At 68.9% G+C, this 13,653-nt stretch carries 12 protein-coding genes and 1 pseudogene; 5 read left to right on the top strand and 8 right to left on the bottom strand.

Features of this window, described 5'->3' with window-relative positions:
- Positions 1-527: 527 nt before the first annotated feature.
- The gene (locus tag AB0M45_RS02075; RefSeq protein ID WP_364321872.1) at positions 528-1,847 is read right to left on the bottom strand and encodes a lipase family protein; all 1,320 of its coding nucleotides are present in this window, start codon (positions 1,845-1,847) and stop codon (positions 528-530) included.
- 172 nt (positions 1,848-2,019) lie between these two features.
- Here AB0M45_RS02075 and AB0M45_RS02070 point away from each other — a divergent pair, with 172 nt between their 5' ends.
- A complete protein-coding gene (locus tag AB0M45_RS02070; protein ID WP_364321869.1) occupies positions 2,020-2,559 on the top strand; it encodes a helix-turn-helix domain-containing protein in 540 nt (179 codons plus the stop codon).
- Between the two features lie 85 nt (positions 2,560-2,644).
- Here AB0M45_RS02070 and AB0M45_RS02065 read toward each other — a convergent pair whose 3' ends face one another.
- From AB0M45_RS02065 to AB0M45_RS02040, 6 genes are all read right to left on the bottom strand, one after another.
- On the bottom strand, positions 2,645-3,883 hold the full coding sequence (locus tag AB0M45_RS02065; RefSeq protein WP_364321866.1) for a Dyp-type peroxidase: 1,239 nt from the start codon (positions 3,881-3,883) through the stop codon (positions 2,645-2,647).
- Positions 3,849-4,430, bottom strand: a complete 582-nt coding sequence (locus AB0M45_RS02060) for a copper chaperone PCu(A)C (protein WP_364321863.1) — start codon at positions 4,428-4,430, stop codon at positions 3,849-3,851. The genes AB0M45_RS02065 and AB0M45_RS02060 overlap by 35 nt, the downstream gene beginning before the upstream one ends.
- Positions 4,431-4,895: 465 nt before the next feature.
- Entirely contained in the window at positions 4,896-5,423 is a 528-nt protein-coding gene (locus AB0M45_RS02055) for a hypothetical protein (protein WP_364321858.1), read from the bottom strand.
- A 321-nt stretch (positions 5,424-5,744) separates the two neighbouring features.
- Positions 5,745-6,446, bottom strand: a complete 702-nt coding sequence (locus AB0M45_RS02050) for a formylglycine-generating enzyme family protein (RefSeq protein ID WP_364321855.1) — start codon at positions 6,444-6,446, stop codon at positions 5,745-5,747.
- Positions 6,447-6,513: 67 nt separating this feature from the next.
- Positions 6,514-7,230, bottom strand: coding sequence for an endonuclease/exonuclease/phosphatase family protein (locus AB0M45_RS02045; protein ID WP_364321852.1), 717 nt, complete (start codon positions 7,228-7,230; stop codon positions 6,514-6,516).
- 57 nt (positions 7,231-7,287) lie between these two features.
- Positions 7,288-7,917, bottom strand: coding sequence for a TetR family transcriptional regulator (locus AB0M45_RS02040; protein WP_364321849.1), 630 nt, complete (start codon positions 7,915-7,917; stop codon positions 7,288-7,290).
- Between the two features lie 113 nt (positions 7,918-8,030).
- Here AB0M45_RS02040 and AB0M45_RS02035 point away from each other — a divergent pair, with 113 nt between their 5' ends.
- Positions 8,031-9,167 (top strand): lipase family protein, encoded by a 1,137-nt coding sequence (locus tag AB0M45_RS02035; RefSeq protein ID WP_364321846.1) that lies wholly within the window; start codon positions 8,031-8,033, stop codon positions 9,165-9,167.
- A 15-nt stretch (positions 9,168-9,182) separates the two neighbouring features.
- On the opposite strand, the pseudogene AB0M45_RS02030 reads toward AB0M45_RS02035, so the two are convergent.
- A pseudogene (locus AB0M45_RS02030) lies at positions 9,183-9,844 on the bottom strand (MFS transporter); the annotation flags it as partial.
- Positions 9,845-10,016: 172 nt separating this feature from the next.
- Between AB0M45_RS02030 and AB0M45_RS02025 the strand changes: the two are divergent.
- The 3 genes from AB0M45_RS02025 (at position 10,017) to AB0M45_RS02015 (ending at position 13,624) form a co-directional block, all read left to right on the top strand.
- Entirely contained in the window at positions 10,017-10,721 is a 705-nt protein-coding gene (locus AB0M45_RS02025) for a response regulator transcription factor (protein ID WP_364321843.1), read from the top strand.
- A complete protein-coding gene (locus AB0M45_RS02020) occupies positions 10,718-11,854 on the top strand; it encodes an ATP-binding protein (protein ID WP_364321840.1) in 1,137 nt (378 codons plus the stop codon). The genes AB0M45_RS02025 and AB0M45_RS02020 overlap by 4 nt, the downstream gene beginning before the upstream one ends.
- A 72-nt stretch (positions 11,855-11,926) precedes the next feature.
- Positions 11,927-13,624, top strand: a complete 1,698-nt coding sequence (locus AB0M45_RS02015; RefSeq protein ID WP_364321837.1) for a DUF4173 domain-containing protein — start codon at positions 11,927-11,929, stop codon at positions 13,622-13,624.
- Positions 13,625-13,653: the final 29 nt, after the last annotated feature.

The following is a 13,653-nucleotide window of genomic DNA, read 5'->3' as shown; positions in this document are numbered from 1 at the left end:
CGGCGCCTCGGCCCGATGCTCGGCCGCCGGACAGGCGGCGTGGGCATGCGGTATACGTGTCGTCCGCCCATCGCCGCGGACCCTGCCCGCGGCGCCGGCCGGCGTGGGGAATGCGCACCGAGTCGATTCGACGGCAGGGTCACCGAAATCACGGTGGCGGTGAGCCAACTCCGACATTCGACCCTCCCTTCACAATTCCGAGCTAGCGAACGAACACTGCAACGGTGCATCACAGTCGATGCGATGCCACCGACCCGGCGGCTGGAGACAGCCGCGGAAACATCCGGCGGAACATTGGGGTGAATCTCGCTGGCTTCGCACGGCGGGCTATGCGATCGCCTCAGCGCGCCCGGCCGGTTCGGCCACCCGCGCGGGTCTGACCTGAGGCCGACCCGCGCCGGGCAACGGCACCACCGCATCTGCGCCGAGCCATGCTCGGCACGAGCACTGCGCGGGGGCCGTACATCCGATCGGGATACTGACGGTATCGGAGTCGGTTGTCCCTGCGCAACCGGGGGCAGGTGGGACTAGGGCAGAGCCGCGCAGTTGCTCGGGGCGGGCTGGCCCGCGAGCCGCTCGGTAATCCAATTCTGCGAGTTCGCCAGGGAGGGGAAGAAGGCGAGCACGTGGGTCACCCGCAGTCCCGTGATGACGCTGGGAATATCGGCGTTCGCGTCCAGCTGAACGGGCACCCCGCTACCGCACCACCTGGCGGCCATGTCGCGGACGGGCGGATACGGCGCTCCCTCGTCGTTCGGGCTCGAGGCGATCAGCACGGGCACCGACGGGGCGAGTGAGCCGAGCCGCTGTTCGTCGAATGCCGCTTTCAACGTCGGCGACCGATCGATCACGGCGGTGAGAGGTTCTCCGCTGGTGGTCCATTGGGACGTGAACTGATGCAGCTGGGCAAGTCCGAGCGGAACGGCGCACTTGTCCTGGGATTCGCGCAGGATCGCCTTGCCGATGTCGTTGAGTTCAGCGTCGAGCGCCGGGCGGGTTTCCGGGTAATTGGCGGCGATGCCGTTGAGGATCCAGGCGAAGGCGGGCCCCATGGCGCCGCGGCCGTCGTTGTGTCCGATGAAGTACTCGTCGTCCACCACCGGCCCGCCCACGTAGGCGCCACGCACGTTCAGTTCAGGGGCGTAGCTCGGTTGCAGTTCGGCCGCGCCCGCGGAGGCCATGCCGCCCTGCGAGTAGCCGTAGAGGATGACCGGCGAATTGGCACCGAGGCTGGTGCCGGGCAGCTGCAGCGCGGCACGTGCGCCGTCCAGTAGCGCGTGCGCTTGGGCTTTCCGGTTGAGAAAGTCGTGCACCGCGGGCGTGCCCAGGCCGTGGTAATCGGTCACCATGACCGACATGCCGCGGGCCAGGAGCGTATAGATCGCCAGCACGTCATATTCGACGATGACGTCGAGCGGAGGCTGATACTGGACGAACTGGGCGAGCAACTTCGAGGGGGCGCACTGATCGCCCTGTCCCTTCGTGCCGACCGCGTAGGAGATCAGCGGGCGCTCTCCCGGGCCGGTCCACGGCTGGGAAGCCTCCAGATACGTTCCCACCACCGCGGTCCGTGCGTCGTGGGTATCGCTGCTGACGTACATGACGCGCGTCGATGTTGCTGGGATCGTTCCGGCGATTCCAGGGACCGACAACGCCAGATGTGACGGTTCGGTGCGGATGATCGCGCCGGGCACTGACGATGGCAGCGGCACCGGCGGCACGTAGAAATCAGCGGCGGCTTCCGCGGCCGGCTGCGTCCATGCGTGTGGTGCAGAGATCGCGCCGCCTCCGACCACGAGGAGGGTTCCCGTCAGAGCTGCGGCGACTTTGCCTATTCGGCTCCTCACGATTCGATCCTTCCTGCGATTTGGGATACCGCTGGCATCTACAATCGGATACTGAGAGTATCTGAAGGGGTATCGGTTGTCTGCGAATCAGGATGAGAGTCGGCGGCTTCAGGAATATGGGCAGGTTGCCCGGCCGACTCGAGCTCAGAGCCAGGCACAGACGCGCGCGGAGTTGATCGCCACCGCCAAGCGCCTGTTCCTGGACGAGGGATATCAGGCCACGAGCATCGATAAGGTCGCCGAGGCCGCGGGTTTCACCAAAGGCGCGGTGTATTCGAATTTCCGCACGAAAGACGAGCTGTGTTTGGCCGTGCTCGACGAGATCCACGGCGAACGTGCGGCGGAGGTCGCCGACATCATCGCAGCGCCCACGACCGCGGATCGTCTGCGACGGCTCGCGGAATGGGCCGAACAGGTCATCGGTGATCCGAACTGGACGCAGCTGGAACTGGAGTTCAGTGTGCAGGCGCGGCGCAACGGCCAGCTGCGCGGCGAGCTCGCGACCCGGCTCGGTGCCACCGCCAGCATGATCGGCACGGCCCTGAAGACGACCGATGAGGTCGATACCCAGGTGCCGACTGCCGAAGCCGCCGTCGCCCTGCTGGCGCTCGGTGTCGGGCTCGGCCTGTTCCGGGCGATCGATCCCGGCATTCCGGTCACCGGAATGATCTCCGCGCTGCGCGCGATCGCCGGACTGTCTCGGGATAGTTGACACCGCCACTGGATATCCGCGCTCTCCCGTCTGAAACACCAGGTGGTCGACGCGGCATCGGCCGGAGGGCCACCATCCTCGCGGGTCAGGCCTCGAACAGCGGCTGCCCGAGATAGCCGCCCGGCGACGGCACTCCCGGCGGTATCAGGAACACCGCGGATCCGATCGGCGTGGTCCAGACGTTGAGCGCGTCGAACTCCGCGAGGCGGCGCTGGACCGGCAGGAACTGGCTGTCCACGTCGCGTTGGTAGGCGGCGAAGAGCAGACCCGAGTTCGAGATCCGGCCGGGCGCGGGTGCGTCGTCGTAGTTGTAGCCACGCCGGAGGAACCGTTCGCCGTCGTGCATGTGATGGGCACGAGCGATGTGCGACGACGGCGGGATGACCGGGATGCCGTTCGCGTCCGCGGCCGTGAAATCCGGCTCGTCGAATTCGTCGGTCCCGGTAAGGGGTGCGCCGTTGGCGATGGTGCGGCCGACGGTGAGTTCCCTTTCCTCCCGGTCTATTTCGTCCCAGGTGTCCAGCGCCATCGCGATCCGACGCAGCACGCACGAGGTGCCGCCGGCGAGCCACGGCATGGTCGCGCCGTCGTCCCACACCAGGCGGGCGAACTCCGGCGTGCCCGGCGTGAGATTCGCGGTGCCGTCCACCTGACCCATCAGATTGCGGGGCGTCGTCCCCGGCGCGGCATCGCGGAATCCGCGCTGCACCCAGCGCACGGCCACCAACGAGGACACACTGCGGCACAGCACGCGCACCGTGTGCGACACCGCGGTCACCTCGTCGGCGCAAATTTGCAGCAGTAGATCGCCACCGGTCCAGGCCGGTTCGAGCCGGTCGATGGCGAACGGCGGCAACGGCCTCAGCCAGGACGGCAGGTGTTGCTCGAGGCCCGCCACTCCGAACACGGCGGGCCCGAAGCCCACCGTGACGGTGAGCCGCGCCGGGCGCTGGGCCAGGTCGGGCTCGGTGTCGGCGAGGGCGGGGCGGCCCTGGGTGAGCCGGGCGGTGTCGTCGGTCCAGATCTGCAGCAGCCCGACGAGGTCGTCGCGCCGCGTGCCCGGCTTCAGGTCGAACGCGACGAACGCCGCGTGCGACTGCGGGGCGGTGGCGATGCCCGCTTGGTTGGGTCCGTAGAACGGTACTGTCGCGACCTCGCGCGCCATTCCGGGTTCTCGCGTCCCGGTCAGCGCCGCCGTGCCGAGCCCGATCCCGGCGGCGCCGGCCGCGGCGGCGCCGCCGCCGAGCAGACGCCGCCGGTTGATCCGTGCGGGTCGCGATCCGTTCCGCTCAGCCACCGTGCGAGGGGGTCTGCACGCCGGCATGCGGTGCGCCGCCCGCGTGGTCGGGCACGTAATTCTCCTGGTTGCCGGAGAAGTCGCGCACCTGGGCGGTGAAGGTCGTGGTCGAGCCATCGTCGAAGGTCAGCGTGACCGACGTCGCCGAGCCGGTGCGCAGCGGTCCGTGCAGATCCATGAACATGATGTGGTCACCGCCGGGCCGCAGCCGTTTCTGGCCGTGCGCCGGAATCACGAAGCCGCCCTGTTTGGGTCGCATCGCCTTCGTTCCGTTCGCGTCGGTGACCACTTCGTGCAACTCGATCCGGCTGGAGGCGGGACTGGTCGCCGACACCACGGTGCGCGGCGTGTCGCCGGTGTTGGTCAGGTCGCCGAACGCGGCCGACATCCCGCTGTCGGCCGACTTGACCCATTGGTCGGAGACGGTCACGGTGTCGGTGGACGACGCGGCCTCCGTCTTGTCGTTCGACGAGCAGGCGACCAGCAGGAAGGGCACCGCCGAAGCGGCTGCCACGCCACGCAGGACACGAGCGGTGCGCGACACGACGTGCGGTGGGTCGAAGGTAGTGGGCATGGAAAACTCCGAACATGTGAGATGTGGTGGTAGTTCCGCCGATGAGCCAGGTCCGCTCCCGTCTCGTGCCGTGTTCGGCACAGCCCGGACCGGCGGCTCGATGGCGCCGCAACGGGCTCGACAAGAGCGGTCAGTGTGTTGTCCGCACAGTGAATCGCGGGCCGTTAGGGCGCCGAATCGTCCGCGTGCGTCCGATTCCGCTGGGCCGCAGATCCTTTCCGTAGTCCCTCCGCCGAACGCGGTCACCGGACCCGTCGCCGGTCACGTGACCCCGCGACGCACCGCCCTTTCGTTCCAGGGCATAGGGCGCACACCATGATCGGCGGGCGGTGATATCCGAAATGCAGGTAAGCATGTATCGGGCGCGGGCAGCGAACGGGCTGGTTTGATACGAGCTCAGTCGTATCCGGCCGACCGGAAGTATTTGGGCGGCAACGACCTGAAGTGCACCGGCAGTGCGGGAATTCAGCGGGGGAGTGGCGGGCCACGGAGGCCGGAGCCCGAACCGAGCAGCAGGCGCCGTGCACGGGTGAGAGCCCGGTCGATCAGGGGCGAGCGGAATCCGTCCGGTGCGGTGGGACCGACCGCCAGGATGCGCGCCGTGTGCTGGATGTCGGATGCCGCTCGCAACGCCGCCCGTTCGGCGGCGTGGATGAGCAGCCCGCCGATCGGGATGGCCGCGAGATGCGCGCCGAGCAGCACCGAGGACGTATTCGCGTCGTGCTGATGCCCGGCGGTCAGAGTCAGCGCGAGGTGTGCGACGGTCTGCCCGATCGCCAGCATCGCCGTGATCTCGCCGAGCCCGCGCCGGTGCGGCCGCGCGCCGACGAGGAAGCCCACCGCCGCGCACGCGACGATCAACACCGCGATCGGCGAAGCGCCGGGGGACATCGCTCCACCGCCGAGGGCATGTGCGGCGATGCTCACCGCCCCGGCCGCGGATCCGACGAACGCGCCGCGCAGCCGCGTCGCCACTTTCGCCGGATTTCGCACCGACTCATACTACTTCGTGTCGTAGCGGATGTCCGCATCGGATCGAGCCCGCGCTCGCGGCTATATGGCGCACGTCGCGGCGAGATCCGGCCGATCCGGATCCTCACCGAGGACGCGAATGGCAGTGGAGTGTCCGACATCACGGATTCATGGCCCGCTGGACCCGGCACACGGTCGCACATATCGATCTGTCGCGATAGATGGATCGGCACCTGGCGGGGTGAAGAGCCCAAGTCGCTGATGGACTCGCGCAGCAATGAGACGGGCAGAGCGAGATGTCCTGGCGCGCGATATTTTTCGAGTATCGAGCCGATGATCCGGTCATCCCCCCTGTCGGTTCCGGGCCACGCGGAACCCGAGGTCATCGATGTGAAAGGTGGGGTGACTCTTGCGGCGGCACGAGGCGCGGCAACTGCGCGGCAGGTCGAAAGCCCCGCCGCCGCGGAACACCCGGTACGGGCCGTAGACCTCGGGATCGTAGATGTCCCAGCACCATTCCCAGACGTTCCCGATCATGTCGTAGAGGCCCCAGGCGTTCGGCGCCTTGGTCGCCACCCGATGCACCATGCCGCCGGAATTCTCGCGGTACCAGGCGATCTCGTCGATATCGCCATAGCGCACGGCGAGCGAGCCTGCACGACAGGCATATTCCCATTCGGCCTCCGTGGGGAGGCGATAGCCATCGGCCGCCGGGGCGCAGGTCACGTCGAGGGCGTCGGGATCGTCGCCGATCCCATAGCAGGGGGTGAGTCCGCTGGCATCGGAGAGCAGGTTGCAGAACCGGACCGCCTCCGGCCAGGAGATCTCGGTGGCCGGCAGGCCGGCGGTCGCCTCGTCCGGCGCCGCGATGCCGTGCACCGCGGCGAAGAGTCCGGTGGTGACCGGGTACGGCGCCAAGTCGAAAGCGGCCACCTCGACCGTTGTGCTCGTCTTCCTGCTTTCGTCGCGCAGGTCGATGCGCCCGGCGGGAAGGCCGATCATGCGGACGGGGATCGCGTCGACGCGCGTGGAGGGAACGCTCATGTCGCGGCCAGCCTACCGACCGCATCCGATGGTGCGCGGCCGGTGACGTGCCTGCGCCCCGAACGGCTCAGATCATGACGGCCGCGCGAACGAGGTTGTGATCGGACACCCCGCCCACGTCGTCGACCGAGGCCGCCGTGACGGTCGCGCCGTGCGCAACCACGTGATCGATGTACTGGGACTTCGCCCCCGACGCGCGCGGACGAGTCGGCAGTGCGCCGGCGACACACTCGGCGACTACGAAGCCGTCGCCCAACCCGTCGGCCACCGTGCCGCGATCGGTATTGAAGTCGCCGAGCAGCACGGCGGCATGTCCCGGTGCGGCGGCGGTGGCGAGTTCGGCCAGGCGGGTCAGCTGCTGCGCGCGCCGCCGGTCGCCGGTCACGTGCGTGGCGATCACCACCAGTCCGCCCGCGTCGACGACGAGCGCGCCCTTGCCCTGATCCTGCGTGAACGACTCGGCGGCGAGTTCCCTGCTCGGCTCTGCGGTGAGCACCACCAGGTACTCGCCGCCGTCGAGCAGCGAACTGGGCACGCGGCGCGGCGTCGGCAGGCGCTGATACCGCATCGCGTGAAACGTCCTGCCCGGTAAGGCCATTCGCAGGCCGGCCAGCTGGTCTCCGCTGACTTCCTGCAGCGCGATGATCCGCTCGGTGCGTTCGGCGACGCGTGCGGTGATCGCGGCGATCCGCGCGCCCTCGTCCGGCCAGCGCGTCGCCACGTCCTCATACCAGTTCTCGGCATGGACGCGATGCAGAACGTTCCAACTGGCCACCGTGATCACCTTGGCGATGGTAGGTGACGGGGGTGAAACCGGTTGCGGCGTGGGCGCGGATGGGGATCAACCCGCGCCATGGAGGTCGATGCCCTGCTGCAGTGACGCCACCGCGCGATCGAGGACGCGATGCAAAGCGGCGATCGAAGGGTCGTCGCCCAACATCCAGTGATCGAGGCCGACGCCGAATGCGGCGAAACACGCGGCGGCTGCGAGCTGTGGCCCCAGGTCGTCGGCGGACAGTCCGGCGCGCGCGGCGAAATTTCGCGCCATCGCGTGCTGGCGGCCGAGTGCTCCGATGAAGTTTTCCCTGCGTAGCTCCGGATTGCCGACCAGTAGGTGCCTGGCCCGCCGTGCGGTGTCGGCCTGGCGTCGCCGTGACGGCGCGTCCCGCTGGTCGAACAGGAAGTCGCGCAGGGCCGCTCGCAAGGCGGTGAGCACCGACTCGCTCGGCGGCCGACGGTCGACGGCGGTGAGCAACTGCGCCATGAGGTCTTCCTCATGGCTGAAGACCACCGCCATTTTCGACGGGAAGTGGCGGTGGAAGGTGCGCCGGGAGACCTGTGCGGCATCCGCGATCTGTTGCACCGTGGTCTGCTCGAATCCTTGTCGCTCGAACAGGCGCAGCGCCGCGTCGATCAATTCACCCCGCACTCGCGCTTTCTCGCGATCGCGTAGACCGTTCACGCTCGTCATGGCGCAGTCTTTCTCCGCACGTCACCACTCCTGATGTCTCAAAGTGACACTTTACGGGAAAATGCCGCTACAGTGTGTCTCGTTGAGACACCAACACCGGGAGGCGGGCGCTCATGTCGATGCGACGCGCAGGAATCACCATGGCAGCGGCGGCGCTGCTCGCCCTGGCGTCATCGACGGGGCTTGCCGCAGCCGATCCGGTCGCGCAGAGCGAAGCGCCCGGCACGGTGCTGCACAGCGTGGCGCTGCCGGAACAGCTGTGGATCGCGGGTACCGGCACGGCTCGGCGTGTGACGTACTGGACCCGCACCTCCCACGATCGGCCCGCCCTGTCCACCGGCGCCGTCTTCATTCCCACCGGTACCGCGCCCAGTGGTGGCTGGCCGGTGTTGTCCTGGGAACACGGGACGGTCGGCCTCGGCGACGAATGCGCGCCTTCCGCCGCCGGACGCAGCAAGCGCGACCTGGACTACCTTGCGCACTGGATGCGGCAGGGTTACGCCGTCGTCGCCACCGACTACATCGGTCTCGGGACTCCGGGGCCGCACGCATACCTGGATGGACGTGCCGAGGCGCGCGCGGCGATCGATATGGTCCGCGCCGCGCGCTCCGTGGACGATTCGCTGTCGTCGAAGTGGGTGGCCATCGGCCAGTCGCAAGGCGGTGGCGCCGCGCTGTTCACCGCATCGCTGGCCACGAAGTACGCGCCGGAACTGGACTACCGCGGTGCGGTCGCGACCGGTCCCGCCGCCACTGTCGTCGACGCCGCCGCGCTGCTCGGCCCGGGTGCGCCCGCGCTGGAGAACCCACATCTGACGGCCTACATCGCCTATGTGATGAACGGACTGAAGGCGGCTCGGCCGGACTTCGACATGGACAGCTACCTCAGTCCGCTCGGCAAGCAACTGGCGACCGCCGCGGAGACGCTGTGCTTCCAGCCGCTGGCCGAGCGCGCACAGGGTGTCCCGGTCGGTGGAATGTTCTCCCGTCCGCTGTCCGACGGGGACTTCGTCGCAACCGCCCGCCCGGTCATGGATGTCCCGCTCACGGGCTACGACCGCCCGCTGTTCATCGGTCAGGGAACCAACGACACGGATGTCCCCGCGCCTCTGACCGCGAAACTGGTCTCCGATCTGGAACTGCACGGCGTCCGGCCCGAGGTCCATGTGTATCCGGGCAAGGACCACAGCGCGACGATGGCCACGTCCTTGCCCGACAGCACTCCGTTCGTGGCGCGCCTGTTCGCCTGATGCCGTGAATCTCGCTCAGGTGTGCGCCACCACGGGCTCGGGGGCGACGGAGTTCCGAATCGGTGTGGCGGGCTTGCGGACCGGGATGGAAAGCGCGATGAGCGCGGCGAGTACCGCGACGCCGCAGCCGATCAGCAGGCCGAGCGCGATCACCGCACTGCCGACGACGAGCGTCATCTTCGGCCCGCGGGCCGCAGAAAGCCGAGCTCCCAGCGGTGCGACCGCCATCATCACCAGCCCGGCGGGCGCCATCCACAGGCCCATCGCCAGCATGGACTGGCCGAGTCCGTATCCGGTGGACACCGGCAGCTGCAGCAACTGCGGCACGATCAACGACTGCGCGTACATGGCGAACCCGACCACGATCGACGCGGCGTTGGTCAGCAACACCTGCTTCCGGACGGTCACCCGCAGATCGACCAGCGGGTCGGCGGCGCGCAGTTCCCACCAACCCCAGATCGCGAGGACGAGGACCGCGCCCGCGAACAGCCCGATCGCTGTGCCGTCTGCCCAGCCCCAGTCGGCGCCCTTGGACACCGCGAGCAGCAGGCACACCAGTCCGGTACTGAGTCCGAGCGCGCGCCCAGCATGTCGAAGCCGCCGCCCGCGCGCGGCGGCGTGGCGGGCACGAGCAGACAGATCAGCGTGGCCACGCCCGCGCTGAGCACGGCGGAGCCCCAGAAAAGCACGCGCCGTGCTGAACGACTGGACCGCGGCTGACGTCGCCGCGTTCGGATCGACAAGCGGCCATGGCCCCGGCCGTGAGCGCGTCCGCCGCCGGACGGGTGCACACGAAATCTCCACAATTGCCGACGGATTCCTCCACGGCCGGTGGCTAGGGTTCGGTGCATGGAACAGAGCACGGCGACCGCTCCGCAGCCGACTGCGCGGCGGATCCTGGTGGTGGACGACGAAATCACCATCGCGCAGTCGGTCGCGGCGCGACTGCGGGCCGAAGGATTCACGGTCGATCTGGCGCATGACGGCCCTTCCGCCGTCGCCGCCGTCGCGTCCGCCGAACCCGACCTGGTGGTGCTCGACGTCATGCTGCCCGGGTTCGACGGCCTGGAAGTGTGCCGACGCATTCAGACCCGCCGCCCGATTCCCGTGCTCATGCTCACCGCGCGCGCCGATGAAACCGACCAGCTGGTCGGCCTGGGTGTCGGTGCCGATGACTACCTCACCAAACCGTTCTCGCTCCGCGTGCTCGCCGCGCGCGTGCACGCGCTGTTGCGTCGGATGGAACGTGCCGCCGACCGCGACGGCGCGACAATTCTGGTCGGGGACCTGCGCATCGACGTCGACCAGCGCCGGGTGTGGCGCGCCGGCGTCGAGGCGCAACTGACGCCGCTCGAATTCGATCTACTCGCGCGCCTGGCCCGTCGCCCGCGCACGGTACTCGCGCGCGAGCGTCTGCTCGAAGACGTATGGGACTGGGCCGACGCCGCGGGTACCCGCGCGGTCGACAGTCACATCAAGGCTTTGCGGCGCAAGCTCGGCGCCGACCTCATCCGCACCGTGCGTGGTGTCGGGTACGCGCTGGAGGCCCGATGAGCGCCGAGTCCGGGCAGGACCCGATAGCTGCCCGCGGTGGGCGGTTCGAAGCGAACGACAGTATCCGGCGGGCGGAACAGACTGGCCCGGGGATCCCCGCCGCGCGACGATGGACGCGCCGGACGAGCGAGCGTCTGGCCGAGTTGTTGCCGCGGCCGCTGGACCCGGTCAAGTCGATCAAGCTGAAACTGGCGATCCTCATGTTGTGTTCCGGCGGGGTCGCGTTCGGGTTCTTCCGGTTCAAGATCGGCTGGTTGCCGCCGCGCACCACGCTCACCGCGATGGTGATCGCGCTGGCGACCTCGCAGGTTCTCGCGCATGGCATCACCAGGCCGCTACGGGAGATGACCGCGGCGGCCAAACGGATGGCGCACGGTGACTACACCCACCGGGTCCGGCCCAGTTCCCGCGACGAAGTAGGGCAATTGGCCGAGGCGTTCAACCAGATGGCCGCCGACCTGGCCGCGGCCGACCAGCAACGCCGCGACCTCATAGCGAATGTCTCGCACGAATTGCGCACACCCATCACCGCTTTACACGCGGTACTGGAGAACCTGGTCGATGGCGTCTCCCAACCCGACCCGGCGACCCTGCGCACCGCGCTGGCCCAGACCGAGCGGTTGACGCTGCTGGTATCCGAACTGCTCGACCTCTCCAGCATCGAAGCGGGCGCCTTCCCGCTCGATCGCGAAGAACTGCCGGTCGCGCCGCTGCTGGCGGACGTCGTCGCCGAGGCCGAAGTCATGACGGCCGCGCTCGGGCGCGGCGTTCGCTTCCACACCGACGTCCTGCCCGGCACCGCCCGCATATACGCCGACCGTGCGCGATTGCATCAGGTGCTGCTCAACTTGCTCGACAATGCCGCACGGCACGGACCCGCCGGTGGTGAAGTCCGCATCGCCGTGCGTGTTTCGCAGGGTGAGGTCGTCATCGATGTCGAGGACGACGGCCCTGGTATCCCGCCCGCCGAACGCGCCAGGGTCTTCGACCGGTTCACCAGGGGAGGCCGCACCGTGGGCGGCGGCACCGGGCTCGGCCTCGCCATCTCGCGCTGGGTGGTCGACCTGCACGGGGGCACCATCGCCGTCGCCGATCCCGGCTCGCGCATCCGAGTGGTTCTGCCCGAGCGCTGACCGGCCACGCCAACCGACCCGGACCCACGGGACCCGGGACGATCCCGCACGCCTACAGAAGGGGAACTTGCCATGCCCGAAGGAACCGAATCCGCGTCGTCGACCGAACCGTCGCCGGCCGGGTCAACGTCGGCGAAGCAGACGGAACAGCCGTTGCCGAAGCAGACCGAACAGGCGCCGGAGAAGAGAGCGGAGCAGGTTTCTGGTCCTGCGGGAACCGAGATTTCGGCGGGGGAAAGCAGTCCGGCGCCACCCCGCACGTCGGTGGCCGTGCAGATCCCGCGAAATCGCGTGCCGAAGTGGCGACGTGTCGTGTGTCCGCCCGGTGTGGCGCCAGCCGCGTTGATCTCCGGATCGGCCGCCGCGATCCTGATCCGGTGGGACCGGCCCGGCATCGGCTGGGTGATCGCGGCCGCCACCGCCGCAGCCGCGGTCTTTCTCGTCGACCGCAATGCGCGCCGGGGGGTGCGCAGTGCGACGTCCGGTGCGTCGGAAGACGGAAAATCCCGCCCGGCATCAACGAACGAGCAGACGCCGGCGACACCGGGTCTTCTTCACCGCAGGCAGCACCCGGGACGGCTGTGGTGGGCAAGCCTCACGCTTGCCCTGCTCGCGGTCGGGGCATTCCGCGCCGCGGGCTGGCTGTTCGCGTTGTGCGTCGTGGCGGCTGGTCTCGCGGGTTCGCTGGCTGTCGTCGGACGCCGATCGGCGAACGGCATCCTCTATGACACGCTCGCGGTGCCGCTAGAGGCATTGGCGGCGGTGCCATGGGTGTATGCGCGAACGGAACGGGCCCGCGGCGCCGACGCGACCCGCAGATGGCGGCTCGTACTGTCGGCGGCGGTCACCGTGGCGCTGCTCGCGGTGTTCGTGCCGCTGCTGGGCAGCGCGGACGCCATCTTCGCCGACCTGATCCAGAGCGTGACGCCGGATCTCGATGCTCCAGCGGTGGTGCGGTGGATCGTGTTGTTCGTACTGGCCGCCCTCGGCGCGCTCGGTGCGATATTCGTGCTCGCCGGTCCACCGCTGCCCGCCACCTCGACCGCCCGGCGACGAGGTCTGCGCCGGACCGAGTGGGCACTGCCGGTTGGCGCGCTCGCGATTGTCTTCGCGGCGTTTGTCGGCACTCAGTTCGTCGTGCTCTTCGGCGGAGACGGATACGTTCAGCGCACCGCGGGCCTGACCTACGCCGAGTACGCGCGCACCGGGTTCTGGCAACTCGCCGCCGTCACTGTCCTCACCCTCGGTGTGCTCATGATCGTGCTGCGCTGGGCGGCGCAGGACACCGCCGCCGACCGCATCTGGCTGTGTGGCCTGCTCACGGCGGTGAGCGTGCTCGCATTGATCATCGTCGCCTCGGCGCTCGGCCGGATGTGGACCTACCAGCGGGCCTACGGCTTCACGGTGCTGCGTCTGCTTGTCGAGGTCTGTGAGGTGTGGCTCGGCCTGGTCTACCTCTTGCTCGTCGTCGCCGTCGTGCGGTTGCGGCGAGCCTGGCTACCGCGCGCCGTGCTGGGTACGGCCATGGCGACGCTGCTCGCCCTCGCCGTCCTCGACCCGGAGCGGTTGATCGCCCAGCAGAACATCGACCGCTGGCAGCAGGGGAAGTCGTTGGACACGGATTATCTGGGGACCCTCTCACCCGACATCCTGCCCGCGACCGATCGGCTTCCCGAGCCGCTGCGGACCGAACTGCGCACCCGGCTGCGCGCCGATCTCGACGCGGATACCTGGCAGAGCTGGAACCTTTCCCGTGCGCGAGCACGGTGAGCATGCATGCAATACACTTGTATTATCGC

Source organism: Nocardia sp. NPDC051787 (assembly GCF_040681325.1).
Classification (GTDB): domain Bacteria; phylum Actinomycetota; class Actinomycetes; order Mycobacteriales; family Mycobacteriaceae; genus Nocardia.
Note: the sequence above shows the minus strand (reverse complement) of the source record. Positions and strands in the feature narration are given on the sequence as shown.